The sequence below is a fragment of the Enteroscipio rubneri genome (genome assembly GCF_963929405.1).
Lineage (GTDB): Bacteria > Actinomycetota > Coriobacteriia > Coriobacteriales > Eggerthellaceae > Enteroscipio > Enteroscipio rubneri.
Genome location: NZ_CAWVIN010000003.1, coordinates 1,041,299 through 1,067,993 on the forward strand (window position 1 = coordinate 1,041,299; position 26,695 = coordinate 1,067,993).

General features: G+C 60.6%; 19 protein-coding genes, 1 tRNA gene and 1 pseudogene. 6 read left to right on the forward strand and 15 right to left on the reverse strand.

All coding sequences use genetic code 11. The annotated features are described in order from the left end of the window. Positions 1-37: 37 nt before the first annotated feature. The 6 genes and pseudogenes from ABGT83_RS11345 to ABGT83_RS11370 form a co-directional block, all read right to left on the reverse strand. Positions 38-898 (reverse strand): stress response protein nst1, encoded by an 861-nt coding sequence (locus ABGT83_RS11345; protein ID WP_346687647.1) that lies wholly within the window; start codon positions 896-898, stop codon positions 38-40. 145 nt (positions 899-1,043) lie between these two features. Next, positions 1,044-2,492, reverse strand: a complete 1,449-nt coding sequence (locus ABGT83_RS11350) for an N-6 DNA methylase (RefSeq protein ID WP_346687649.1) — start codon at positions 2,490-2,492, stop codon at positions 1,044-1,046. A 53-nt stretch (positions 2,493-2,545) separates the two neighbouring features. Then, complete coding sequence (locus tag ABGT83_RS11355; RefSeq protein WP_346687651.1) at positions 2,546-4,159, reverse strand: helix-turn-helix transcriptional regulator; 1,614 nt, start codon at positions 4,157-4,159, stop codon at positions 2,546-2,548. Between the two features lie 170 nt (positions 4,160-4,329). Beyond that, positions 4,330-6,069 carry an FAD-dependent oxidoreductase gene (locus ABGT83_RS11360; protein WP_346687653.1) on the reverse strand — a complete coding sequence of 580 codons (1,740 nt, stop codon included), beginning with the start codon at positions 6,067-6,069 and terminating at the stop codon, positions 4,330-4,332. A gap of 264 nt (positions 6,070-6,333) precedes the next feature. Next, a tRNA-Phe gene (locus ABGT83_RS11365) sits at positions 6,334-6,409 on the reverse strand. Positions 6,410-6,614: 205 nt separating this feature from the next. Then, positions 6,615-6,740 (reverse strand): annotated as a pseudogene (locus ABGT83_RS11370) (twin-arginine translocase TatA/TatE family subunit); the annotation flags it as partial. A 396-nt stretch (positions 6,741-7,136) separates the two neighbouring features. Here ABGT83_RS11370 and ABGT83_RS11375 point away from each other — a divergent pair. Together ABGT83_RS11375 and purE are read left to right on the forward strand one after the other, a co-directional pair. Continuing rightward, a complete protein-coding gene (locus ABGT83_RS11375) occupies positions 7,137-7,778 on the forward strand; it encodes a TetR/AcrR family transcriptional regulator (RefSeq protein WP_239926418.1) in 642 nt (213 codons plus the stop codon). A 208-nt stretch (positions 7,779-7,986) separates the two neighbouring features. After that, entirely contained in the window at positions 7,987-8,457 is a 471-nt protein-coding gene (gene purE / locus ABGT83_RS11380; RefSeq protein WP_103264964.1) for a 5-(carboxyamino)imidazole ribonucleotide mutase, read from the forward strand. Between the two features lie 387 nt (positions 8,458-8,844). On the opposite strand, the gene ABGT83_RS11385 is transcribed toward purE, so the two are convergent. Beyond that, complete coding sequence (locus tag ABGT83_RS11385; RefSeq protein WP_103264965.1) at positions 8,845-9,180, reverse strand: zf-TFIIB domain-containing protein; 336 nt, start codon at positions 9,178-9,180, stop codon at positions 8,845-8,847. Positions 9,181-9,530: 350 nt separating this feature from the next. Between ABGT83_RS11385 and ABGT83_RS11390 the strand changes: the two genes are divergently transcribed. The 4 genes from ABGT83_RS11390 (at position 9,531) to ABGT83_RS11405 (ending at position 14,959) form a co-directional block, all read left to right on the forward strand. Then, positions 9,531-11,840 carry a thiamine pyrophosphate-dependent enzyme gene (locus ABGT83_RS11390; RefSeq protein ID WP_346687655.1) on the forward strand — a complete coding sequence of 770 codons (2,310 nt, stop codon included), beginning with the start codon at positions 9,531-9,533 and terminating at the stop codon, positions 11,838-11,840. Continuing rightward, a complete protein-coding gene (locus ABGT83_RS11395; RefSeq protein ID WP_103264966.1) occupies positions 11,833-12,429 on the forward strand; it encodes an indolepyruvate oxidoreductase subunit beta in 597 nt (198 codons plus the stop codon). The genes ABGT83_RS11390 and ABGT83_RS11395 overlap by 8 nt, the downstream gene beginning before the upstream one ends. Before the next feature lie 94 nt (positions 12,430-12,523). Continuing rightward, positions 12,524-13,510, forward strand: coding sequence for a GGDEF domain-containing protein (locus ABGT83_RS11400; protein WP_346687658.1), 987 nt, complete (start codon positions 12,524-12,526; stop codon positions 13,508-13,510). Positions 13,511-13,717: 207 nt separating this feature from the next. Further along, on the forward strand, positions 13,718-14,959 hold the full coding sequence (locus ABGT83_RS11405; RefSeq protein WP_103264968.1) for a phenylacetate--CoA ligase family protein: 1,242 nt from the start codon (positions 13,718-13,720) through the stop codon (positions 14,957-14,959). Positions 14,960-15,018: 59 nt separating this feature from the next. On the opposite strand, the gene ABGT83_RS11410 is transcribed toward ABGT83_RS11405, so the two are convergent. The 8 genes from ABGT83_RS11410 to ABGT83_RS11445 all read right to left on the reverse strand — a co-directional run bounded on the left by ABGT83_RS11410 (position 15,019) and on the right by ABGT83_RS11445 (position 26,104). Continuing rightward, positions 15,019-15,294: a Fic family protein gene (locus ABGT83_RS11410; RefSeq protein ID WP_346687660.1), complete on the reverse strand. Its 276-nt coding sequence runs from the start codon at positions 15,292-15,294 to the stop codon at positions 15,019-15,021. Continuing rightward, the gene (locus ABGT83_RS11415) at positions 15,275-16,381 is read right to left on the reverse strand and encodes an RNA-binding domain-containing protein (RefSeq protein WP_346687662.1); all 1,107 of its coding nucleotides are present in this window, start codon (positions 16,379-16,381) and stop codon (positions 15,275-15,277) included. Before ABGT83_RS11415 ends, ABGT83_RS11410 begins: the two co-directional genes overlap by 20 nt. Before the next feature lie 53 nt (positions 16,382-16,434). Next, positions 16,435-17,676, reverse strand: coding sequence for a Wadjet anti-phage system protein JetD domain-containing protein (locus ABGT83_RS11420; protein WP_346687664.1), 1,242 nt, complete (start codon positions 17,674-17,676; stop codon positions 16,435-16,437). Then, complete coding sequence (locus tag ABGT83_RS11425; RefSeq protein WP_346687666.1) at positions 17,666-21,076, reverse strand: ATP-binding protein; 3,411 nt, start codon at positions 21,074-21,076, stop codon at positions 17,666-17,668. The genes ABGT83_RS11420 and ABGT83_RS11425 overlap by 11 nt, the downstream gene beginning before the upstream one ends. Beyond that, on the reverse strand, positions 21,060-21,743 hold the full coding sequence (locus tag ABGT83_RS11430) for a DUF4194 domain-containing protein (protein ID WP_346687667.1): 684 nt from the start codon (positions 21,741-21,743) through the stop codon (positions 21,060-21,062). Before ABGT83_RS11430 ends, ABGT83_RS11425 begins: the two co-directional genes overlap by 17 nt. After that, positions 21,743-23,221: a DUF3375 domain-containing protein gene (locus ABGT83_RS11435; RefSeq protein ID WP_346687668.1), complete on the reverse strand. Its 1,479-nt coding sequence runs from the start codon at positions 23,219-23,221 to the stop codon at positions 21,743-21,745. Before ABGT83_RS11435 ends, ABGT83_RS11430 begins: the two co-directional genes overlap by 1 nt. Before the next feature lie 313 nt (positions 23,222-23,534). Then, positions 23,535-24,485 (reverse strand): hypothetical protein, encoded by a 951-nt coding sequence (locus tag ABGT83_RS11440; RefSeq protein WP_346687669.1) that lies wholly within the window; start codon positions 24,483-24,485, stop codon positions 23,535-23,537. Next, complete coding sequence (locus ABGT83_RS11445) at positions 24,485-26,104, reverse strand: hypothetical protein (protein ID WP_346687670.1); 1,620 nt, start codon at positions 26,102-26,104, stop codon at positions 24,485-24,487. The genes ABGT83_RS11440 and ABGT83_RS11445 overlap by 1 nt, the downstream gene beginning before the upstream one ends. Positions 26,105-26,695 lie beyond the last annotated feature (591 nt).

Sequence of the window (26,695 nt, forward strand, 5' to 3'; positions counted from 1 at the left end):
CTCCCTCATGTGAGCCATGCGGTCGGCTTTCAGTATATCAGGCGAAAGACGTTGTGCGTTCGGCGGCCTCGGGCGATACGATCTCGAAGCTGGTGCGCGCACACGGGCTCTCGAGCAGTGTGCGGTCGTCTTTCGCGAAGCGGAAGCGCGCGGGAACGTCGGGGCTTTCGTGGATGGAGCGCTCCATGGCGCCCTGCTGTGGGGCCTGCAGGCGGCGGCCTTGCGGCTCCGGCAGCTCGATGCGCAGGTCGAGGCCGCGTTGCGCAAGATGGACGGCGGTGCTGCTGGCTTCGAGGACATGAACTCCCAGATACGTCGCAAGCCGGTACTCTCTGCCGTCCAGCCATACGATCGCGATGCACCCGGTGAAGCGCACGCCGGGCAGCGGGATTTCGGCGATCGCGACCATCACGGATGCGTCTTCTGCGAAGTCCATGCTCTGCGCCCAAAGGTACGAGCGAGGGAAGCTGCAGCCTCGGTCGCCTTCCATGTAGCCGAGCCCCTCGGTGAAGCGCATGACGCTGCCGTCGAGGCTGATCGATCCCTCCACGCGATGCCGCATGCTGAACACGGTGTGCTTCGTCTCCATGGGCAGCAGTGCGAAAGGCCCCATGATGTCGTAGCGCAGGGGGATGTGCCCGCGGTAGCGAAGACGGCCCACGAGCTCCACGTCGGGAGTGCGCACGTCCACATCCATGCCGTTTTGCGCGAAGACGCTGGAGCCGATGCGCATGATGCCGTCTTGGCTGAAGTCTTCCAGCGGATAGGCGACGAAATGGGAGGCCGAAGAAGTGATGATCTGGATAAACGCGCTGTCTTGAGCGCGGCCGGGGATGACAGCCAACACGTCATCGCCCTGCTGGTGCTTCATGTACCATCCCTCGTAGTACGGCTTCATGCGGATCCCTTCGCATCGGAGCGGACAGCTGCGCCTGAGGCGCAGCGCCGATGCTAGCCCATGGAGGAAGCGGGCCGGCTTCGCCCGGCCAACCGCAGGGCAACGGTCCGCCGACGGGGTGACCTATCGGCGAGCGACGGCCGGTTCAAACGTGCGTCCAGGGCGTCAGAACGCAGCCGTTCGCCTTCACTTCGCCGGGCGCCGCCGCCCGGCAGAAGCCCGGCTCATTGCAGGGGCCCGAACCGCCGGCCCACGCCTCGAACGCGCCGACGATGCGCTGTGCGGCCTCGCGCGGCAGACGGCGGGCAACGTTCCCCGAAGGATCGATCCCCCGCGCTTCGCCCAGCTCGAGCGCGTTGACGAACAGCGTATCGGCGCGGCGCCTTCCCTTCCGCATGATCACGAGCGACGCAGGGGGCCGCCCGTCGGCGAACAGGCCGCCCGGCAGCGCGATCACGGCTTCGACGAGGCCGCTTCGGGCCCATGCGCGCCGCGCGGCCGCTTCCCGGCCGCTCTGCGTATGCAGCGCTGCGTTGCACAGCAGCATGAGCGCGCAGCCGTCCTCCTCCATGCAGGCGACCGTCTGCTGGATCCAGGCGAAGTTCGCCTTGTTGCGCGGCGGCGGGCCGAAGACCCAGCGCGGATCGGCCGCATCGACGGCCCGATTCGTCCACGTCCCTTGGTTAGGCGGGGGGAAGCACACGCAGACCGCGCTGCGGTGCACGCTCCCGGGATCGGCGAGGCCGCCGGTGGAGCTGCCGGTGGACGCCACGACGTCGATCGGCTCCTCGCCGGTGCGCGCCAGCGCGGCCAGCAGGCCGTCGGCTACGGCCAGCACCCCCTCGTCGACCGCGGGAGTGCCGTCGCTCCGGTCTTCGCGCGGCCGGGGCTGCGGCGTGCGCGGGGGCAGCGCATCCGCGCGTTCGAGCCGGGCGACGTCGTGCGCCGCGAGCATCCAGGCGCGCGCGAGCAGTCTGCGGAACTCTTCGGCTCCCATCCGTTCGCACAGTCCCATCGTTTCGGCGAACTGGCGTCGCTTTTCGCTTTGCGGCCAGGGCACGATCGCGCTCCGCAGGTCCGCGAGCTCGATGACGCGGGCGGCATTCGTGCCCTTGGCATAGCGGCCGGCATCGAGCGCGCCCAGCACGCAGCGGAGGTAAGGGAGATCACCCGGGGCGGGGCGCACGATGTGGAACTGGTCCGAAGCCGAGAAGCGGCCCTGCGCCTCCACCACGAGCAGCTTCCCGTCGCGCGTGGACACAGCGCCCTTCGCGCCGACGAGCAGGGCCTCGCCCTCCATGGCGAAGTCGTCGATGGCCGCCTGCTGGAACCCACGCAGGTGCAGCGGGTACGGCCCCGAGCGCAGGGGCAGCTCGCGGGCGGCAAGGCGCACGCATTCGGCATCGCCTACGTTCGCGCACGAGCGCAGATGCCGTAGGGGCAGGCCGTCGGCGCATGCACGCAGCACGTCGGCGCATGCCGCCTTCAGGAGCCTTGCCCGCTCGTCTCCGTCCGCCAGGAGGCGTTCGAGCGCGCTACGGATGCGCCGGTCCAGTTCGCTTCGGCGCTCCGCGATCGATTGCGCAGTATCCATGTCCGTTCCTTTCTTCGCACCGTTCCGCAGGCTGCAGCGTCGGCCCTCGCGTCTTACCGTTCGCGCTCGATCTCGTTCAGCGCTTCAATGAGCTCGCGCCGGTTGTGCACGGCCATTTTCGCGTACAGGTTCTTGAGATGCGTCTTGACGGTGTTCACCGATATCATGAGGATCTTCGCGATGTCGGTGGAGTTGTATCCCGCCAGCAGCAGCACGGCCACGTCGATCTCGCGGTCGGTTAGCTTGTACTGCTGCCGGTAGACGGGGTTTTTCCTCAGCTCGTCTTCCGTCACGTTCGCAACCGATATGACCACGCGCTGCAGGGGGTCGTCGGACCCTTCGCCCTTGCCGGCTCCGTCCGCGCTCACCATGCCGGCGCTTCGCGCGGCTTGACGGGAGAACAGGCCCGACGAGATGGCGGCGAGCGCAACCACGTACAGGATGATCACCGAGACGATGAGGATGCCGATGGCGTCCATGCCGATGAACTCCGCCACCGCCATGCACACCATTCGGCCGAACTGGATGGAGAAGTACATGATGCCGCACACGATGCCGCCTACGAACAGGGGATTGCTCCAGAACTCCCGCACCGCGTTGAGCGCGGTCAGGATCACGCACATCGACACGATGGTGAACGCGATGTTGTCGACTGCGTAGAGCACCGTCTGCACCTGGACATTCTGGAACGAGGAGAACACCCCGCACGTCGCCATGATCACGAGCAGCACCGAATAGGTCCGGTAGGAGGTCCTGGTTCCGCCTCCTGCCTTGCCGGTTGCCCAGAACGCCAGCGCGCCTCCCAGGTAGCCGACGGAGAAGAGTGTGCGGATGGCCTCGTCGGGCAGGAACCCTTCGAGAGAGATCACGCGTTGCGCGCCGCAGACGAAGGCGATCGCCACCAGGCACAAAAGCGAGCGGCGCTCCATGAATATCCACGACAGGAACCGCCGGCCCTCCTCCGCGGGCGATCCGCCGCGGCCTACAGGCAGGCGTCCCGCGCCGATGGGCGGTAACGTGGGCCCGGGCGGCGCACCGCCGTCGGGCGCGAGCGCGGAGCGCGAGGGCTCCCCGTCGTCCGGCAGAGGGGCGGGGCGCGCCGGTTCGTCGGTGCACGTCTTCACGGCGCCCAGGCAGTAGTACATGAGCGCGCTGCAGCCTGCGACGATCAAGGACAGCGCGCTGAACAGCATGACGGTATCCGGGATGAGGCCGATCGCCAGGATGACGGCCCCCGAGAGCATCGTGCTCGCCACCATGGCGCGCGCGACGCGGGTCGGCTCCATGCGCGCGTAGACGAGAAACCAGCAGAGGAAGCAGGCGCCCTGGCCGCAACCGAACAGCGCGCCTGCGACGCTTGCCAAAAACGGCGGCGTGGAATCGCCGACCGCTTGGTACAGGGTGAGCGCGTAGCCGGCGACCAGCAGCGCGAGCGCCGCGTGCGGGGCTATCCGCTCGGCCGGCTGCGGATGCCGGGCGGCGAGCAGCGCGACAAGGAACAGGCAGCACACCTGGCCGATCTCGGCCGCATGCGCGTACAGCGGAAACGTGACGGCGATGTTCTGGCCGAAGAACAGCGGGTTCACCCGTCCGGCGAACAGCCCGAAGAACACGAGCAGGAGCGCATATCCCCCCACGACCGCCGCCCGCGTGCGTTTTTCGTTCATAGCACCCTCCCTGGGTTCCTCTTCGGCGAAGCGCCCGGCGCGCTCCGCCGAAGAGGAACCGGAAGCCTCCTCTGCAAGGCTTCCGGTTCGACCGAGATCCGGGTGTAGATTATCCCACTCCTCACGAGCGCCCGCCCGCGGCGCGTCCTTCAGGCTGCGCCGGCGGCGGTCTACGCCTTCGCAAGCTCCTTGCCGAGCAGGTAGGGGAAGGTGATGCACGCCATGCCCAGATTCTGTCCCGGAACGCGGAAGTTGTAGAACGTCCCGAAGGTGTCTCCCATCATCGATCCCACGTTGTACAGCCCCTCGATGGGCGTATTGGCTTCGTCGCATACCTCGCAGTTCGGCGATGTCCGCAAGCCTCCGAGCACGCACAGGAACTGCGCGGGGCCCAACTGGTTGTACTGCCCGTAGAACGGACCCTGGTCGATGGGGATGAGGAAGTCTTTGCACTTGTGGTACTGCGTATCGTTGCCAGCCGCCACATCGGCGTTGTACTGTTCGATGGTGGCTTTTGCGACTTCTACGTCGATGCCGCCCTTCTCGGCAAGCGCTTTCAAGACGTCGTCGAGGGTGTCGCCCTTTACGTAGGTGCCCTCTTCGACGCCAGCTTCGAACTCGGCTGCTTTCTCGTCGGCGGAGACGGGCGCGATTCCGAGGTTGTCCATGTTGTTGCCCAGGCCCTCCCATGTATCGAACCGATGGGCGAAGGCGGAATCCCAGACGGTGAATACCTTCTTGTCGGTCTGGCCGCTGATGGCGTATCCTGCGTACACCGACGTAGTATCTTCGTTGATGAAGCGCTGACCTTCTACGTTAAGCAAGATTCCGGGATGGTTCTGGTCGGAGCATGGCGCGGGGAATCCGTACCAACCGATCATCGGGGCGCTCGGAGTGGTGTTCTGCCAAGCGGCCCCCACCCATAGGCCCATCTTCTGACCATCGCCGGGCATAAGGCCTCCGAACTGGAACTCTGCGTCGTAGTCGCCGGCACTTTCGGCGACGTAGTCGGCGAAGGCGTTGCAGTATTTGGCCATCATGTCGGGGTCTCCCGAAAAGTCGCCCGTGGCCATGATGATGGCCTTCGAGCCCTCGAACTTCACGTATTCGCCGTCTTCGTTCGTGGCGATCACAGAGGAAACGCGTCCGGTATTGTCGTTCTCGCGGACGAGGTACTCGGCTTTCGTGTTGTAGCGGATGCTGCCGCCGTTGTCGAGGATGTACTGCTCCAGGGTCGCGGTGAGCAGAGGCTCGCCGTCGTTAGCCGAGTTCTGTATCTCGGGGCCGTAGAAGTTGTGCGCGCCGCTTGGGATGCTGAACGTGCCATTGGGGTCGGCGTAGGGCAGTTCGAGCGTGGTGGTGTAGCCGGCAGCTTCCATGATGTCGGTGACCCAGTCCATGGCTTCGCCTGACTCGTTAATCCATTTCCACCACTTGCGCGAGTCCATACGGTAGCCCTGGCGTGCGATCTCGTTATTGAAGTGCGCGGCCACCGTATCGGGTGTGTAGGCAAGTCCAAGGCGTGCCTGCGTTTTCGTGCCCACCGCATGGTTCGAGCCGCCGCGCGAAACGGCCTTCGTGCCGGCGGAGAACAACGTGCAGCTGCCGCCGTGTCCCAGTACGGAAGCGGCTGCCATGAGACCCGATACACCTGATCCTATGACGATCACGTCGTCGGCGATGGTCTCGACCAGCTGGCTATCGTCTACGGGCTCGGGCGGCACTTCGAAGCTCCAGGTGAGGTTGCCGTAGGCCTCGGCGGTCATCGGTCCTGCCACCGCGGCTGCTTCCGAAGACGAAGTGGGTTGCTGCGGGCTGCACCCGGCGATCATAGCGCCCGATGCCGTCGCGGCCCCTGCGACGAGCGCTCCCTTGAGAAAGCTTCTGCGGTCGAATGCGTGTGTGCTCATGGTCCCTCCTACAAGACGTCGACGGGCAGTCGGCCCGCCGCGCGGCCGCTCCCATCGGGCCGCTTCGGCGTCAGTGTAGGATTGACGCAGGCCGGAATCCTCACACCAGGTGGGTGAGATTCGCACGTTTCACTTCGTCGTCTGACCGGATCATCGTCGAAAGCATCGAGCGGGATTTGGAGCACGCCTGCTATCCTGTCGTCCGTCTCGGCGTGGCGAAATAAAAGCGCCTCTCGAGCGAGTCGAGAGGCGCGGTGCACGCGATGGTGGTCGGAGGGGGACTTGAACCCTCGACACGCGGATTTTCAGTCCGCTGCTCTACCAACTGAGCTACCCGACCACGGGTATCGTCCATGAGGACGTGAATCGGTATTGTACCGGTCGTGCGCGTGCGGGTCAAGCGCGAATTCCAGGAGGGGCGCCAGAGAACATGCCAGGTACCCGACTTGCCCGTGCGCCCGACGTTGCGATTGCCCGCCGCTGTGAGTTTGGTATGGACTCGACGGCGCAGGGCAGATTGCTGCCTAGTCCGTTTCCACGCGCCCGCGCAGTTTTTTGACACCGCGACCGAGCATGCCGCCGAGCTTCGGAAGGTTTTTTGGACCGAAGATGAGCAGCACAACCGCCAAGATCAACGCGAGCTCGGGTACTCCCATGCCGAATATTCTCATGCTTCGTGCTCCTCTCCGTTTCAATCTTTACCAGTGTATTCCCGTGCGAACGCGCGGCCGGCCCTTCGGTGGCGATCGGTCTGGCTGTTGACAACCAAATGCTGTGCTTTCTTGCGATCTGCAAACGCCGGCATCGATTGCTGTCGGCCGAGCAGACCACTTTGCTGGCGATAAGTATAGCAGCATTAAAATTATAGTAACTATAATTTTGAACAGATTCGAACACATTCTATATACTGAAACCGGTGAAAACGCGGCGATGGTCGTCGTGCAAGCGAAAAGCGACGATCGGTCGGTTGGGCGGATGGCTCGCAAAACCTCACAATGACGAGGGTGGGCCGCAGGTTCGCCCGGACTCGATATACGCTCTGGCACATGCGACGAGAGGACGATGGAGTGGAGAAACGAGCAGATGGGGCCGATCGACCGCGGGAAACGTTGCGTGAGCGTAAGCGGCGCGAAACGCGTGAGGCTATCGAACGCGCCGCGATCTCGCTGGTGGACGAGTTGGGATATGAAGGGGTGACGGTCGCCATGATCTGCGATCGAGCCGTTGTGTCGCAGGGCACGTTCTTCAACTACTTTCCCACCAAAGACGCAGCCATCGTCGGCATTCCCGCAGCTCCGCTTGACGTCGATGCTGTTCGTGCCGCATACGACAGCCAGGCTTCAAGCACGCCGTTCTCCGTCACGTTGGCGCTTTTTCTCGAGGTCGTGCGCGCGCTCGACCGGGCGAGCGACATAGCTGCTATGCGATGGCGGCTCGTCTCGCAGACGCCTGCTCTCATGCGCCTGTTTTTGGATGGCACGTTCGGCTTCGTGGCGGACTTCCGGGATTTGCTGGCCGAATACCTTGCGGCGTGCCCCGATCGGCGCGCGTGTCCCCATGAGCTTACGGCGGCCGAGGAAGCCGATCTTATCGTCGCCGAGGCGCTTGCTGCAGCGAAATTTGCTTTGACGCGCGCAACCGGTCGGGAGGAAGGGAACCTGCCGGACAACGAAGAAGTTGGGCGCATTGTGAGAAAGATCGTTGGATAGCGCCGCATGAGGAAGACCTGAAGAGGAGCGATCCGGCAGGGTAGCGTGTACCGGGGAGCTCGGGGCAGCTCGCCGCAGGACGAACGTATGGAAATGCGGAACGAGGCTCGAGGGGCTTCCCGGAAGCATCTACAATGTATGCCGTCGACACCAGCGCGCAATGCGCTGAGAAAGATGCCGCATCGTGCGATCCAGAGAAGGAGAACCAATGTCTTGCGAACAGAAGAACCCGGTCATCGGCATTATCATGGGATCCGAGAGCGATCTGCCCGCCATGGAGCCCTGCATGAAGCAGCTCGATGAGTTCGGCGTACCCTACGAGGTGAAGGTGGCAAGCGCCCACCGCAAGCCGGCCGAGGTGCACGAGTGGGCTTCGAAGGCGCACGAGCGCGGCATCCGCGTGATCATCGCCGCCGCCGGCAAGGCTGCGCATCTGGGCGGGGTTGTGGCTGCATACACGCCGAACCCGGTCATCACGGTGCCCATGAAGACGAGCGACTTAGGCGGTTTGGACTCGCTGCTATCGATGGTGCAGATGCCCTCCGGCGTCCCTGTTGCCTGCGTGGCCATCAACGGCGCGAAGAATGCGGCTATCTTGGCCGTGCAAATCATGGGTACGGGCTGCGACGGCGCTCGTCAGAAGATCATCGACTTCAAGCAGGGCATGGCCGACGCGTAAACGGCGCCGTGCGCGGCGGCAAGATCGCGGGAAGGCGAATCGAAGAAGACGCTGCGGACTGCCGAGCGCCATCATGTTCTGCCTGTCGGCGCTACGGTGCGCTCGTCACGCTCTGGCGTTGCGCGCGGCCGTGCGCGGCGTAGAGGGCATCGGCTTGTTCTTCCCAGCGTCCGCTTTGGCAGAGGCGCTGTTGCGGCTGCTGGTAAGAAGGTGTAGACCGCAAGGGGGTACGGGTTCGTCATCGTGCCCGGCCTGGCGGTGCCCGCTCGCGGCTCTTGCGCTGTTTTTGCCTTCGCCCGCCACCGCAAGCTCCGAGCGAAAAACAAGCAGGCCGTCGCATCGCTTGCGCGCAACGGATCGACGCTCTCGGCGGTGCGGAGCTTGGCGCTAGTCTCCGAAATCGAATAGGTCGCTCAGGAAGCTCTCGGGCTTCTTCTTTTTGCGAATCCTCTTGTCGTAGTCGCCGGGACGCCGCTCGTCGAAGCGACGTCCATCGCGATATGTGTGCTCATCGTAGCGTCGTTTGTCGTAGCGATCTTCGCCAGCATACCGACTATCCTCGTACGGAGCTGCGGAAGGTGCGAACTGGGAATTCGACCGATCGACGATCTTGTCCAGCTCGCCGCGGTCAAGCCATACGCCGCGACACTGCGGGCAGTAGTCGATTTCAATTCCTTGGCGCTCGCTCATCACCAACTCAACGTTGCAGAGGGGGCATTTCATAGGATTCTGCTCTCTCTCGGGCTGCGCGCTTCCCCGCGCGAGCGTACCTGTACCTATCCGGCTTGCCGAACGTATGCGCATGATATCGCATGCTCCGGCTTTTGCGCCGGTAGGATCGCGATGCGTTACGCCGATTTGACATTGCTGCGCGTTCGGTGCCGCAGCGCCGCTCGCGATCTCCGCGACGATCTTCGTGCTCTTCCCTTCGCGGATGCGCCCCGCCGCGTGGGAGCTGGTTTGCTATCATGGAGGAGACGTATTCACGCACATCATTTGTTTGGGACGGCAGCGGCGCCCCGCCGGTGCCGTTCTTGATGCGGACTATGAGAAACGAAGCAGGCGAGGCGCATATGGCGAAGAGACTTCTGATGGGGAACGAGGCGTTCGCACACGCTGCGCTGGAGGCGGGCGTGCGCGTGGTGGCGGGCTATCCGGGAACGCCGTCATCCGAGCTCATCGAGACGGTGGCGAAGCTGCACGCCGATGGAGCCGCGCGCGGCATCCACGTGGAGTGGTCCACGAACGAGAAGAGCGCGCTCGAGTTGCTGGCCGGCGCGTCGTACACCGGCGCGCGCTGCCTGTTCACCTGCAAGCAGGTGGGCCTCAACGTGGCGAGCGATGCGCTCATGAGCCTGAACTACGTGGGCGTGAAGGGCGGCATGGTGCTGTTCGTGGCCGACGATCCGGGCCCCATCTCGTCGCAGACCGAGCAGGACACGCGCCGCTTTGCGTCGTTCGCCAAGCTGCCCGTGTTCGACCCCGCTACGCCCGATCAGGGATTCGCCATGATGCAGGCCGCCTTCGACCTGTCCGAGCGCTACCGCACGCCCGTCATCGTGCGGCCCACCACGCGCATCAACCACGCTTCGACGTTCTTCGACGTGGCGGACGCCACCGAGGCGCGCCCGGTGCCCAAGGAGGGTTTCGAGCGCGATCCCAAGTGGGTCATCTTCCCGCGTCGCGCCTACCAGGCGCACGGCGAGATCAACGAGCGCCTGGCGGCGATCGCGCACGATCTCGCCGACGAGCCGGCGCTCGCGGCGTTCAACCCGATGTTTGACGGAGGGAGAGAAGAATCAGGAAGCGCCCGCGCTGCGTCTGCGACCTCTGATTCCGCTTGCACTGCTCCCTCCGACGCCGAATCCGCTGGCGCCGCTGTCCCCTCTGCAGATTCAGGAACGCAAACAAATGTTTCACGTGAAACATTCGCAGCAGCACCGCGTCTCGGCATCGTGGCGGGCGGCGTGTCGGCCGCCTACGCTCGCGAGGCCCTGCGCATGGTGGAAGCGCGCGCAGCGGCGTCCGGCGCGGAAATGCCGGCCTATCGATTCTGGCAGGTGGGCACGCCCTACCCCTTCCCGGAGGAAACGGCCGCGCGGTTCGTCGAAGGCCTCGATGAGGTGCTCGTGCTGGAGGAGCTCGACCACGTGCTGGAGGACGCGCTGCTCGTGCACGCCGGCCGCACGCACTCCTCCTACGAGGTGCGCGGCCGCCTGGCCGGCGATGCGCGCGACCGCGGCGAGAACGACGTGGACGACATCGCCCAGCGCATCGCGCGCTTCCTCGGCATCCCCGATGCCGTCGCGCCCGCGAACGCGCTTGCGGCCTACGCTGCCGAAGACGACCCGCTGCCCGTGCGCCCACCCGTGTTGTGCGCCGGCTGCCCCCATCGCGGCAGCTTCTACGCGGTGAAGCGCGCGCTGGGCAAAACGCCCGCCGTGTTGTGCGGCGACATCGGGTGCTACACGCTGGGCAATGCCATGCCGCTCGATGCGGTGGACACGTGCCTGTGCATGGGCGCGGGCATCACGATGGCGCAGGGTTTCGCCGTGGCCGAGCCGCATAAGAAGACGCTTGCGTTCGTAGGCGATTCGACGTTCTTCGCCAGCGGCCTGCCGGGCATCGTGAACGCCGTGTACAACGGCCACGACATCACCGTGTGCGTGCTCGACAACGCTACCACGGCCATGACGGGGTCGCAACCGCACCCCGGAACAGGCCAAACGCTCATGGGACCGAAGCGCGAGCCCATCTCTATCCAGCGCGTGCTGGAAGCGGTCGGCTTCGGCTGCATCGTGCATGCCGATCCGCTCGATCTGGACGCGTCGGTGGCCGCTGCGCGAGAGGCGCTCGACTACGAAGGTCCCAGCGCCATCCTGTTCGAGTCTCCCTGCGTGCAGCTAGTGAAGCCGGCCGAACCAGCCGCCGTGAGCGTCGAAATCTGCACGGGCTGCAAGAAGTGCATCACCGAGATCGGGTGCCCGGCCATCGGCTTCGACGCCGACGCGCGCGGTCCGCGCAGCAAAGAGCGAGGCCAGGCGTTCGTCGACGCCAGCCTGTGCAACGGCTGCGGACTGTGCACCCAGGTGTGCCCCTTCGACGCGCTGCGAGTTCCGCCGGCTTGCCAGCCGGTGGAACCTGCCGACACTGCGGCTTCCCGCAGTGCCCGACCTCGCCGCGCTGACGAAGGCTCGCGTGCTGAAGCACCCCACGCCTTCGCCAGCCCGTCGATCTCAGGCACTGCGGAAACCCTCGCTGACGTCGATGGACCTGCGGCTGTTTCACGTGAAGCATCGTCGGACGCTGGGAGCATCAAGGACGTTGGACGCGCGGCGGCCGCGGACGGATCCGCGGCGGCGGAAGGGGGTTCCCATGCGTAACGTGCTGCTCACGGGAGTTGGCGGCCAGGGCACGGTGCTGGCAGCGAAAGTGCTGGCCCAGGCCGCGCAAGACAAGGGTTGGCAGGTGCGCACGGCCGAGACCATCGGCATGGCGCAACGCGGCGGCAACGTGGTGTCGCATGTGCGCATGGGCGACGCGGGCGAGGAGGTGTTCGCGCCGTTGCTGGCCGAGGGAACCGCCGACCTCGTCATCGCGTTCGAGCCGGCCGAGGCCGCGCGCGTGCTGCCGTTCCTCGCTCCTGAAGGCCTGCTGGTCACCGCGACCACGGCCATCCAGCCGGTCACGGCGGCGCTGTCCGACCGGCCGTACCGCGCCGACGACGTGATCGCGCGCATCGAGCGATCGCTGGCCGGCACCGGCGCGCGCTTCGTCGCCGTCAACGACGTCGCGCTCACCGACGAAGTGGGCAGCCGCAAGGTGCTGAACTCGGTGCTGCTGGCCAGTGCGCTGAGCGTCGGCGCGATACCGCTCGACCTCGACGACCTGCGGCGCGCGCTCGAGGAGTGCGTCAAGCCCCGCTTCGTCGCCCTCAACCTGGCAGCCGTCGACGCGGTGGCGGGGATGTAGAACCGAAAGAGCATGCTTTCCGCCGTGTCCGTCTCAGAGGGATGCTGCTATACTAATGCCCCCGGTGGTATGGGCAATAGAAGGCGAGGGCGCCATGCGAGAGACGATGGATCGGGCGTGGCTGGCGGAAGCGGTAGAGCTGGCGCGCGAATTGGCGCATGCGTATCTCATCGAGCCATCGGAGGAGAACGTTCAGTTCATCGCCGGCGCCATGGATCCGCAGCTTTTGTCGCTCATCGGAACGGGCAAGCACGAATTCTACGCGGATATCGCGTCGTTCTTCGAAGGGCTCGAGCGCGATCAACAGGAGGCCCAGGGAGTCGTATTCGAGATTCTCGACGAGTATTACGAGCCTCGGCCGATCGGCTGCGACTCGTGCCTCGTGATCGGCACGTTGTGGGTGCGCGAGCGCCCTGACCGGCCCAAGCCGTTGCTCGTGGAGATGGACACGCGTTTCACGATCGTGTTCCGCCGCGAAGGCGGCCGTTGGCTGCTGACCCATCTCCATCATTCCACGCCAAACCTCGACCAGCGCCGCGACGAGTACTACCCGAAAACTGCTACCGAGCAGGCGAACGCCGCGCTCGAATACTCCAAGGCGCTGGAGCGCCGTGCCGAGCTGGACTCCATGACCGAGCTGCTGAACCACGCCGCGTTCGAGAAGCACGTGGCGGCTGCGCTCATCGAGGGTGCCGAAGACAACGCCTTCTTCATGATCGATCTCGACAACTTCAAGACCGTGAACGACACACTCGGCCATCCTGAGGGCGACCGGGTTATCGACGAGTTCGCCGACGTGCTGGAGCAGGTGTTTCCCCGCGACGCGCTCGTCGGCCGCATGGGCGGCGACGAGTTCGCCGTGTTCTCCACGAATCCGTTATCCGCTGACGATGCCGAAGCTAAGGCCCGCGAGCTCATCGAGACGTGGTGCGACCGTTCCGCCCAGCGCGCTGTGGAGCTGGGATGTTCGGTGGGTATCGTGCGCGTGGTGCGCGGCCGCACGTTCTTCGACCTCTACCGTGCGGCCGATCAGGCGTTGTACGCCAGCAAGGGAAACGGCAAAGCCTGCTTCAGCTGGTGATGGGCGAGCGGAACGCGCGGCGACGAAGTTGCGGGTTTGCAATCGCGCTCGCTTCGCCTAGAATGGATGCATGGAACACGTGAACGACATCTTCTCCTCTCCAGCCGTGGTTTCGGCAGGGCGATGGCTCTAGCTTCAAGACTCGCGCTTGCGGGCTTGAAGCATTTTCATACCCTGTAGAAGACCATCGTCCGAAAGAGGATCATCATGCAGCTTACCAGCGACCAGTTCGCGCTCATCAAAGACCAGTTCAAAACGCTCAAGGAACGCTCGCCGTTCTACGCGAGCAAGTTCGAGGGCATCGACCTTGCCGACGTGCAAACTCAAGAAGACTTCGAGAAGCTCCCATTCTCCGAGAAGGACGACCTGCGCAACGCCTATCCGCTGGGGCTGCAGGCCGTTCCCGACGAGGAGATCGTGCGCGTCCATTCGTCGAGTGGCACCACGGGTACGCCCGTCGTCATCCCCTACACGAAACAGGACGTCATCGACTGGGCTATCCAGTTTGCTCGCTGCTACGAAACGGCTGGCATCACCAACAAAGACCGCATCCACATCACGCCCGGCTACGGCCTTTGGACGGCGGGGATCGGTTTCCAGCTGGGCGCCGAACGCCTGGGCGCCATGGCCATTCCCATGGGGCCGGGCAACACCGAGAAGCAGCTTCGCATGATGCAGGACTTGAAGTCCACCGTCCTGTGCGCCACCAGCTCCTACGCGTTGTTGCTGGCCGAGGAGATTGCCGAACGAGGCATTCGCGACAAGATATGCTTGAGCAAGGGCGTCATCGGAAGCGAGCGGTGGGGCGACAAGATGCGCCAGCGCATCGCCGGCGAACTGGGCGTGGAGATATACGACATCTACGGCCTCACCGAGGTGTACGGTCCCGGCATCGGCATCTCGTGCGACGAGCATCACGGTATGCACGTCTGGGACGACTACGTGTACTGCGAGATCGTGGATCAGATCACCGGCGAACCGGTGCCCGACGGTGAAGTGGGCGAGCTCGTGCTGACCACGCTGCGCAAGCAGGGCGCGCCGCTCATCCGCTACCGCACGCACGACCTCACGCGCATCATCCCTGGCGACTGCCCATGCGCGTTCGGCCATCGTCATCCGCGCATCGATACGCTCACCGGCCGTACCGACGACATGTTCAAAGTGAAGGGCTGCAACATCTTCCCTGCTCAGGTGGAGGAGGTTATCAGCATCACCGACGGCGCATCGTCCGAGTATCAGGTGATGATCGAGCATATCATGGGCAAGGACGTGCTCACGGTGCTGTTCGAGACGCCTCTCGAGGGCGAATCGAAGGAGCGCGCCGAACAGGAGCTGGCCATGATCTTCAAGGCGAAGTGCGGCTGCACCCCCGACGCCAAAGGCGTTCCCATGGGCGAGCTGCCTCGCAGCGAGAAGAAGACCAAGCGCATCTTCGACAGCCGGTACTAAGAAAACGCGCTCAGCCCGTGCGATAAGCATTGGCTGAGCGCGTGCAACGTGGTCAGTTTCTACCTTGCCGCTCTATATCGCTGGTTTCTGCTCGTAGGTTTGTCGGGAATGGTCATTTCGATCAAGCCGGAACTTAATGAGGGCTTCAAGTAGAGATCCCGGAAGTTCTTGCGGTCGGTCAATCCTATCTTGCCCATGAGCTCAACAAGGCTCATCTCGCTTTCGCCGAGGGCTTCCAAGACGATTTCAACTTGGGGGGTGTCTTGGGGGGTGTCGAAGTTCATGTTCCAAAGAACCACCTTGAAGAACCTGCCGTCATCGACGAATCTCGGCATGAACCGTTCCTCGTAGTTCGGAGCGAGTGCGGTGCGCTCCCGTATGAGCTTGAGGCCGCTCCCTTTGCGCTCCATGAAGCGCATCCCTTTGGAACAGGTCGGCTATCACGGGGTTTCTTCGAACGCTCTCGATGGCTCCAAGATCGGCATCTTCGGGCAGCATTCCGTCTACTTTGCCGCCGGGCGACGTAATTTCCAGACGATCGTCGAAAACGAATACCGTGACTTCAGCGCCTCCTATTTCGTACCGTCGGTGGATCAATGCATTGACGAGTGCCTCTTCAACCGCGCGCATGACGTAGCTCGGCGTCTCGATGCGATCGTCGTCGGTTTTTGTCCATGCAACGCGGTTGTGCCGATCAACGAAGTCCATAGCCTCGCGCAGCAGCTTTACGAGGCAGCCGGAGTACTCCTGATCGTCGAGAACCTCGCCGTCGACCTTTGCCTTGTCAAGCCCATTCCAGCGCGTGCAGAACACGCGATTCTGGCGCAGTATGGGCTGGTCGGCGAGGAGAACTCCTGCATTGGTAAGGAGGCCGTCGGACTTGGCAAGGCCGAATGAAACGAAGTCCGTATCGGTCAAGCGATCCCCCGTGCGTTCGAAGTACGAAGCCCTCAAAGTCTCGAAACTGTAATCGTCTTTGCGAAATGCGGTTTCGATCTCGTCGAAATGGGTATGCAACCCCCGCATGGACAAGCTCCTGAGTTGGACGGAAGAGGCGGGCAGCGATTGGTTTCCGGATCGCACGTATACGATTTGGGAACCGTCGCCCACATAGACGTAGGGGCAGTCGCCGCCTGACTCAACGCGCAAGAGCACGATACGACAGCCATCCTCCTCCAAAGCTTCCTGGTGAAACGATGGAGTAGGATCGATCCTGGCGTTGATCAGTTCGCTCGCTTTCTCGGCAACATGCTGAGGGTCGTCGAGTCCCGTAAGACGGCCATTGTCGTCTATTCCAAAAGCAAGCATGCCGCCATCTCCATTGGCGAATGCGCATACAGACTTGAGCCAGCTTTTCGGTTTCGTCTCTTCGAGAGCGATCTTATAATCGATGCTGGTCGTTTCCGCTATGAGTTTGCTCAAGACGCCGTCCTTCTGCAATGCTCCTCGCCCTCCTTTTCGAGATGCCGGTACGATTATCGCTGGACGGTATCGAGTGACAATAGATGTTTTTGCAGTTGGTTGCAAGCCCAGGACCATTCGATCCGCTCCTGTTCGAGGCGAAGAGCGCCGAAGCCTTGATCTGTATCGCCGGCCAGCAGCCTGGAAAGCGTAGCTTGTTCGCTATCCTCCAGATGGTTGAGCGTTCCTGTGTTAGGTTTCGACTCCTCTACGCACAGATCGTAGTATCGATCCAACGTTTCCTCATCCATCATCACCGAGTTGACGTGGTCGAAATAACAGCGTAGCTGGTTGAGGATGGCGAACCCATTGCTGTCGAGGTCGCCCCAATAGAGGATCGGTGTGGTTGCGAACCACGACACCCCTTGGAGTTCTTTTACCGCATAGCCTCCTCCATGAATGGCGAAAGTCCCCTCTATCGAAGGCATGGCCAGCACGTTCACCATATTTTCGCATAGGATGACAACGTCCGGCCGATGTGTACAACGATCTAGCTGCGCAGTCGAAGCGGAGACTTCCGTCAAACCGCCCAACGCCAGTCGAGCGTCGAGCGTGCGCATCCGGAACTGGGCGGATTGCTTGCAGAAACTTGGATCCCGTCCGATCATTGCCCGATAAAGCGGATTGACAACAGCGCGGTGGCGCTCCATCCATTTCGTATCGATGCCTCGAATGGGGAGTTGACGAATGTAGGGGGTCGCATCAGGGTGCTCGACAAGCCAGTCGAGAACGCCCAGAGCCATGGACCAATCGCTCTCTTCAAGCTCGCAACACTTCCCAATGCTCGATCGAACCGCAGCAGCCAGCGCGTCGGCATGCGCATCCGGGCACATCTCGGACCATCGATTCGACCATCGACCGGCCAGCTGCTTCGCGCGTTGAGCAAGCGCGCTCCACTGCTCGGAACGCCTCGCGCAACACGCTATCGCGTCGGGGCTTTCCAAGACGAGCCGAACGGGAACCGTCTGCGGCCCTGCACTTCCCCAGTCGCGTTTTTCCCAAAGAACCGCGTCAGCCCAGGGGCATGCACGCCATGACTGCGCCCATGTACGAGCTGCGCCTGGGTCTTCTAGAACGCGTCGCTCGGTAGGAGGGTGCAAAGTGATGGAACAGCGCACAGGTTCGCCATCTGCGTACTGTCCGATCTCCCGTCGAAATAGGAGGGCCGCCCAGGAGCGGGCATCCCTATCGAAGCGCACCGCTGCCTTTTGGATGGCTTCGGACACTGACACCATGCAGGGAACGCTATTGGTCATCGACGGCCTCCGTCCGCCTGTCGTCAGCTTCGAACACGACGGGGGATAGCCGCGAATGCTTATCGTCGGGGCACGTAACCATGACCATGGCTCCGATATGGTCTTCCGCCGTCTGCAGGAGTTTGCCCGGCGTTGCCAGAACCATATGGAAGCCGAAAGCCTCGAATATCCCCAATGCCTCCTCTGCGAAATGACGATCGGATTTGTCGAAAGCTTCGTCGAGGATGATCGTGCCGTATGACGGGATAGGCTGGTCTTCGTCGGAAAGCTGATAGCGCAATGCCGCCGCGAGGCAGAAGAAGACGAGCTTCTGCTTTTGACCGCCTGAAAGGCCTCCGTCGTTGCTGTGGACGTCCACCACGGCACCGTCGCCCGCAACCTCCTTGGCGATGAACTTCATATGGTCGGGTGTGTTCAAGCACGCCATGCGCCATGTTTGGTCGGATCGGTCGTTCGATCCAAGCCGCTTCATGATGATCGCCGTCCGCGCGTAGCGGCGCTCGGCCGTCTCGAGGTCGTCTTCTTCCCATGATCCCCGAGTGATCTCTTTCAGGTCTGCGAGGAATTCGTTCACGCGGGGACTCCGATGCTCCTTCACTTCGATCTGCAAATGGATACCGGAACTGTATTCGGACAGGAGCAGCGACCGGTTGACCGGCACGAGCCGGTCGCGCACCTCGCGAAACGCATTGCGGATTTCCGACGAGATGGCGGTTATCTGGTCTTGGCTGAAGCTGTTCAGCACATCGAGGAACTTGCGTTCGTATTGGGGCAGCCCACTTGCTTTTATCTGGCGGTAACGACCGATGTAGGCATCTCGATCCTCGAAACTCGCGCTCAAATCGGCAGCTTGCAGCTTCCAAACGGACTTGTATTGTTGCAGTACCAGCTCGGTTCGCCTCCGTGCATCTTGCTGGGCTCGCGCTGCTTTAGCCACGCGAGCATCCAATATCCTTTGGACGTCGTTCGACGTTTGGTATACGAGGGACGTGTCCGAATCGAATCGGTCATTCACCGACGAGAACAAATCGATGAGCTGGGCCCTCGTTTCGTCGTCCATCGCGATGCCAGAAGTGCTTCGCTTGTTTGCGCGTCTCTCGACCTCGGCGATGTCCGAACGCGTGTCCTGTATTCGCTCCTCGTTTGTCTGCTGGTTGACGAGCGCCTTTTGAACGGCTTTGTCCGCCTCGTCAAGACGCCCCTGCGCGGTTGCGCGCCTGGATTCGGCCTCTCTGAACGCATCGCTTTGAGCAAGTTCGTCGTAGAATGCTTGCGCTCGTTCGAGATCGAAAGCCGCCTGCGCGTTGTCGTAATCTTCCCAATGCTTGTCTCGCAGGCTTCTCTCGGTGCGGCATAGGCTTTGGCATTCCTGCTCTTTGGCGGTGATCTCGGCTGTCGCATTGGTTGCGACGACGAGGTTTTCGGAGCACAGGCGCAATTCCTGTTCCAAACGCTCGATTTTCCGGTCGTTCGTGCTGCCGAGGATCCAGCGGCTTCGATCGGTTATCTTGCGTCGGTCGTCCTTGACATGGTGCTCCCCGGCTTTCGTTTGGCCTCCCCGCGTGAGTGCGCGATTATGACGCTCCATATCTGCAGGGGAGTCGACGCATATGTAGTCGAAGCGATCACGCAGCAGCATGTTCGCCCATAGGGAGAGGGACTCGTGGTTCGACATCTGCACGACGGTGACTTTTCTCACAAGCGACTGTGGGTGGAGCGGCCGGTCCGGGACGGACACTTCGTCGGGCACCGCATCGTACTCGAACCGTTCTCCGAGGTGAATGCTCTCGAGGTACTCGTTGATTGCCGCCGCGTGGCGCTTTTCCACAAGCATCGTGCGCGCTCGGCCTCCCAAGACTCGCTCGATGGCGGGCTGCCACGAGTCTTCTTCGGGCTTCACATCGATAAGTTCCCCTATGAAGGGCAGATCTTCCGCTGAAACCCCCAGGTGCCGTGCAATGCCCAGCCTGATATCGTGCAACCGGGAGGAGATGTTGCTCTTCTGGCCCCTGAGAAAACGAAGCTCCCCGGCGATCTCGGCATGTCGCTTCTTCTGTTCGCTTACCTCTCCGAAACGCGCTATCTTCTCATCTTCGTGGCCGTCCAGCCATGCGCGCGCGGTGTCCGCGCGTGCCGCGAGTGCTCGCTTCAAAGCCTCGAACTCCTCTCGCGTGGAGGGCAAAGGGGATTCGCTTGCCATTGCGAGATCCTTCTCGAGCGAATCGCGGTTGTCCACGATATAGAGCAACTGGCGCTCTCGGTCGGAAACCTGCATTCGAGCAGCTTCGAGCGCTATGCCTCCCTGCTCGTTCAGCATGGCCTCGGCTGCTTCGAGCTGCTGCTTTGCGAAAGCTTGCTCGCTCTCGGCTTCTTTGACCGCTGCAATCAGTGCGTCGGCATCGTGCAGCTGCCTTTCGAGGCGCCGTTTGAGCAGGGTAATCGAGGTATCGTCGGCAAACGACGCAAGCTTGTCGAGAAGTTGCCGGTTCCGGTCTTCCGTCGCCTTCGCCTCGACGTATGCCTCTTCGTAGCCCAGGAGAGGTTCCAGGCACTCCATCTGCCGACGTTGGTCGACCACCCCGTCGTGGGCTTCTTCCAACTCCTTGAATTGGGCGACCGCCGCAGTGGCCAAGTCATGCGTGCGCGGCATGTCCAACATGTACTTGCGAAACAGATCGTCGAGCGATCCGATGTTTTTAGCGGCTTGCGTCTTGTGTAGGAGGGTGAGCGTTTTCGGGCTGCTGATATGCAGGATGTTGCATAGGTATCCTTCGAACGCCGCATGGTCTCTCCACGCCCGTCCCGTCTCTTTGTGATCCTTGTTGAATTGGGCCATATCCGCTTCGTTCAAGCCGTACGTCTCGAATTCACTGAGCGCATGGTCTCCGCGGACGACTGCATAGAACTTCTTCAGTCCCTCGGTGCTAACCGTGTTGGCCTTTTGGAAGAAGATGCCCAGCACGTTGATCGCCTCATGACGACGCGCTTCCGAAGGGGAGCACTGTTCGATGTCGAAACCATCCTCGTATCGAAGCATGACGCCGCTCCATACCGCGGCTTTCGGGCGAAGGTAGGTGCGCACGACCTCACCCTCTTCGTCGGCGCTGTGCCCGCACGCGCCGCGCACGTAGTTGGAGATCGATCGGCCCTTATCTCGCTGGCCGCCGTTGCTGGCCGCCGCGTTCAGACTCAGCTGGGTCGGGGGCGTCAACACTGCCGCGACGGCATCAAGGACGGTCGACTTGCCAGAACCCGAAGGGCCGGTGATAAGCAACCCGCGCCTATCGACGGGAAGGCTCTGGAAACCGTTGAACGTCCCCCAATTCGCCATGTCCACCCGAGCAAGGCGCCATTGTCCCGGGTAGGGCACGCTTTCAACGGTGCTAACGGTCGTCGTCATGGGACCCTCCTTGGTTCGGAGCGGCTTCCTGCGCTCGTTTGAGCATGAGCTCGAATTCTTCGTTGACCACTGCCGCTTCTTCGGTTCCAAATATCAGCTTGAGGACCGGAGATATTTCGAAGCGGTCTTCGGTGTCGCTTTTCAGCAGTATGCGAGCTTCAACGAGCCTGTTCCACGACGCTTTGAGCTTGCTTTGGTAATTCGACTGGTCTTGACTTTCCAAGCGTCGATACTGAGCCAATTGCTCGAAAAGCTCGCTTTGCCCGATGAATACTCGGTTGGTACCGCCCATCTGCAGCTCTTTGCGCAACGTGAGCACCATGATGGTATCGAGCAGGGTCATTGCGTTGCTTCTCGTTGCTTTCAGCACCTCCCTCTCACCCGTTGAGGCGTTGCGCGCGAAAGCGATCCCCGTCTCCGCATCCACGCAGAGCTCAAGAAGCATGTCGGCAAGGTGCGAGGACAGATCTTGCTGATTGTTCAGGACGGCCGACCATAGCTGGTCGCTTTCGTCGATGTACGGTCCCCTGATCAGCTGCAGCAACGCGCATCGTGCATCATAGGGAAGCGTCCCCGTGTCCTGTGGCCACAAGTGCCTCTCGTCAAGAGGCCTATCCTCGTCGCACCTCTCCACGGCGTCAGGCGAAGGATCCCAGAAGTCGTCCATCAGCGCACCTCTTTCACGAACAGGAATGTATCGACGCGGGCTTGCAGGTGCCGCCCGCTTTTCGACTGCCAGCGGATGATTTCCGATTCATTGGTCCTGATGCCCTGATCGGAGGCGAGCACCATGAGCCCTGCGATGCTTGCGATACCTTGAGTCGCGGGATACTTCTCCAGAATCTCGCCGATCGAGGGGTGCTTTGGATTGGAGACTTCGCGCTCCGCGAAGAACGCATTCACGTTGCCGACCAGCTCATCGTAATCGATTTCAACCTCGCGCACCTGCTCGTACAGCTCGGCTAACGTGAGCGTGCCGTTCTCTTCGAACACGGTCGCAGGAATGGGCTGCGCGTCCGCGTTGGCGGGGTTGTACAGCTCCAGCCGGGAGATGGGCGCGATCATGGTTTTGGTAAGCTCGAGCTCGATCGGGAGAGCGTAGGTGCAGCTGTATGATTCTGTGAGCATGCTTGCCATGCCGAGGGTCTGGTCGAGAAGTCTCCGCAGCACGCGGTCTTGCTGAAAATTCTGACTCTGCACAAGCTTCCTCAAACCGCGCGACAACCCTGTTTTGGTCTCGTTCACGTCGCGCGCTTGATCGAGCAGCGTTTGCACGAATCTTCTGAGGAATCGGCGCTCTTCCGCCTCGAGCATGCACGCGAAATCGGTGTCGAGGATGGAGTCGATGTCGTCTTGAAGTTTCTCGAGCGCCTCTGCGTCGCGCAAGAGCGCATAGAAGCCCCCGAACGACTGGCCAGGAGGAGACTGCGTGATATGGTCGATGCCGGCGAACACGCCTTCGAGCGTGTCTTGATACCCTTCTTCATAGCCGATAAGTTTGATGTACAGGGTTTTCGCGATCTCCTCGAACTCGGCGCTGACGCTGACGAAGTCGCGCGGTATCTCCTGAGCGAGATTGAGGATGTCGCGCGCCTGCTCCAAAGCCTGGTCAGGTTCCATCGTGTCCAAGGTGCCTTGATCGATTTTCTCAAGCTGGTCTTCTATGCGTTGCTTCTCGGCAAGGAGGACTTTGCGACGCCGGTCGATGTCGTTGTCGGTTGCGAGCGACAATTCCGCTATCTGGTCGAGAATCATGCTCAATCTCGATTTCGTCGCCGCCCGATGAGGCTTCGCCAGTCCTTTGGCGAAGCTTATGGCTGCCAAAGCGCCCGCGGAAAGCTCGTAAGTCTCCTGACGTGAATCCGCGAGCGGCTTGCGCACAAGGTATCCGTCGCGTCTCCATTGCTCGCAATAGTCCCGTGCCGAGCGCTTCGTTCCTATCTCAGGAATCCGCTCGCGCAGCACTTCGAGATCTGCATCGACGAGGCTGATCAGGTCGGCAACGGTTCTTTTACCGACGTCCTTTCCTAAATGCTCGTCGAGGATGGATATGATGATAGGCGCGTTTTGCGCATGAAGAAGCTTCCAGGCAATGTTGTCCTGCTGCAAGGATAAGAAAGCAAGCGTGCTGGATACGACTGCCATGCAACCTGCCTCACGTCGATGCCGGTTTTGAAACGCTCGTAAATGCGATCTTTCGACACATACTCAGTATATGGCAAATAGAAATCCGAGTTGGGGCCTTTCTGGGACAGGTAAACAATAGTAGTGTGATATAGAGGGCGTTATCATGAAACCAATTATTATTCGACTTTTCTCACCATAACAGTCGAAGCATCGCCTTCTTTTTCCATGTTCACTGATGTCTGTGCGACCCATTTCAGAATTCTCTTTTGAGTTCTGTCTTTTCGTGAACCCGTGAGGTACGTGTGGAAATGGGCTCGGCGAATATGAGGAGTTATCGCACGGCCGCTGCCTGCGTTTTTGTTCGCGTGTCGATGCGCCTCGATAGAGGGCCCGATTTTCCCCCAACGAGAAACGTTCGCGGCTCGTCCAGTGGCTCTTGATCGTCGTTGAAAGTGGAACTGCGATCAAGATCGTTCGTGTCCTTCCTCCGTACGATTTCCTTCTCTACTATATCCGGCTCTTTTGAAGCGATATAGAGAAGCAGGCTAAGAATCGTACGAAGATCCTCGTCGACGAACACTTTGATCATCTTGCTCTTGCCGCCATTCGCTTGCAGATATGTTTCAACTACATATGCGGATAGGTCTTTTATCGTCGAAAATCTTAAGGGGATAACGACGGGGATCGTATAGCCGTTGCTCCCGATTATCGTAATTATGAAATGCTTTTCTACTCGGTGAGGTTGGTCTGATCGAGGCATCCACGCGTAATCCAGGAAAAACCCAACCGCATGTTTGAGCTTGCCGTCTGCATTCGAGAGCCGGAAACCGAGATGCTCGGCAGATATAAAGAAGCAAGAGAACGGGAGGTGTTCAAGATGCTCCGAAAGATCAACGTCTTGATCGATGTCGGAACGCTGAAGTTCTTCAACGAGTGAAGAGTTGAACTCGAGTACCACGGGGGATCTCTTCCAATCGCAGCAAAGATTTGCTAAATCTATTGGAGGTGTGCAGTCCCATGCTCCTCCTGGGCGTTGCAGAGTTTTGCTCGAAAGCAAAATGCGCTGGATCGCGCGTTCTTGTATTGCCAGGAACTGAACCTTGTTCATATCGTCGATATCTTGGTCGCATATCGCGAACATGTCGTTCTTGCCCATGCGCCATAAAGGCTTGGATAGCGTAGTGGCTATCTCGTCGAAAAACCCCGGCCATTTTTTATTAATATACGATTCGATGTTTGAAACGGATGCGAGTGCCGTTTCAACAGAATTTCGGATGGTCATTAGAAACCCTTTCGTTTCGTTCCCGCGGTGTCAAGGTGCGCACCGCAGTGCCCGATCACAATTCGTTCGGTTTTCTCGTCTATTGCGAAGTGGACGCGCAGGGTCTCTCCTCTTTTCCTGCTCCTTCCTTTTACGTGCGGGGTAATGTCGATAATGCGTCCTTCGTATGTCCGTCGGCGGGCGCGTACATAGGCAGGTACGTCGTTGGTCGCTTTAGACTCTCTTAGCGAAAGGTCGTACCCCGTCATTCTCTTGTATGTGTCGGTGATCGATCCATCTTTTTCAGGATTATCCGAAAAGCAGAGGGGGTGTAGAACTGTTGCCAGGCCCAATAGGATCTGCCAGGTTTCATTTGCGCTTCCCGAAGCATGTGCCTGGGCGGATCGCTCAGCTTCCGGAAGAACGATGATTTTTTTCGGGAAGGCTTCGGCGGCAAGCTGGAGTGCATCTGCAACAGAAGAAGGAAGGCTCACCATTTTTTCCACGAGATATGCATCGTTTGAGGCGGGTCCCTTCCGTTGGAGCTGCTCTGTCAAAGATTTCACGCGCCACTGCAATTGCTCGCTTTCATGAGCGATATCCCAAACACTATCAAGCTCTTGTTTGAGGGACGTAATTTTCTTCTCTTTGGAATCAATGTCTTTTTCTAGCAACGACGTGTATTCGCTCATATCGTCGATTTCTTGGTCCTTTTGCTCGATCGTCACCATAGACTCATCAAGGAGTTGGCTCATCTGAGCGATTTCTTCGATGCTCGCATTCTTCTCGCGTTGCGTGCGGGCAAGTTCATCGAGTGCCTTGCTGTATTGAGCTTGCAGCTTGCTTCGTTCGGCGTTTCGCTCTTCTTTCCTTTGCCCTTCCCTGTATCTGCTTGCGAGCTCGTCACGCCTTGCTTTGTCGATTGCGTTCTGAATATCTTGACAGCACGCGACGACTTTGTCTGACTGGGAAAATGCGCGAACGGAACCAGCGATGACATCGCTGGCGACACTCTCGCATATAGATCCCGAAAACCGAGAGATCCATTCGGATGAAAAGCGATAATGCCGCCTTGCATCACGAGGGTCGTCCATATTGAGCCCTGGGAAATATACCTGAATGGAATGGCGAAGCGGCCGGTAGGCGTAATTCCGTGAACCGCGGTCGAAAAAGGTTTCCTCAAGAACCTTGTCTAGTTCTTTATTGCTCTTGTCCAAAGCGACTACGAAGGCGATGCCCGTCAGTTTTCTGGCAAGTTCATCAGGATTGACGGGGTACGCGCCGTCGTCGTCTGATGTGACGGCCACAAGCGGCACGTTTCTGATTGGTTTTGTGAGATCGTTGTAAAACTGATTGAAAGTATAAGGTTGTCCGTAAAAGCACTTGTCAATGAAGAGGGCGTTTCCGTCAAGGGGATCCTCGCCCGATATGCACGCTATCCCCTCGGTGTCGAGCAGTTTTCTGATGCAAACAGGAACATTGCGCGGAGGGGTTTTAACGTCGGATCGCATATAGGTTGGATCGATGCTGTAAGACACCTGCACGGTTATACTGTATACGCCTACGCTCGATTCTGTTATCCCGACGCAGGTGTGCCAGGTGCGCCACCAGCTTTCCGAGTCTTGCTCGCTGTAGTCCATAGCCCAGTGCTTTGGTATGCGATCCCCCTCCATGATTCTTGTTGTCAGCGAGGAAGAAGGAGCGTCGATATCCATTGTCCCCTGTGCGAAGCTTTTCGAGAGACGGACGGATCTTAGCGGCATGAAATCGTCGGACGGATTTGAGACCCACGGCTCTAATGACTTCTGTATTTCTCCAAGAATGACACTGCTCGATATTTTTGTTGATGTTGCGCCTTTGCGGGATCCTCATGTTTCGAGCGAGCTAGCCATTGCACTGCGAAGTATCAATGCTGAATAGGCGCTCAATCTCATGCCCTGATTCCACTTCAGAGCGGTGGAGATATCGAAGTCTATCTGTCTGGCTGGAGACGGTAAACGGTTGCCTCTCTGCCGTCGTTCTTTCTCGACTATCCAGTTTTGAAAGACATCTACGATGACGGGCCAAATTTCAAATTTGGCGTTGTCCGGATAGGCTTCAAACGTTGTCGCGTAGAACAAGGTTGTGTTATTGCGCCGCGTTATCATAAGGGAGCCTTCCGATCTGCCTGAGGCCTATCTTGAGCGATGTATCGTAGAACCGTTAATCGCATTTTAATAAGAATATTACGC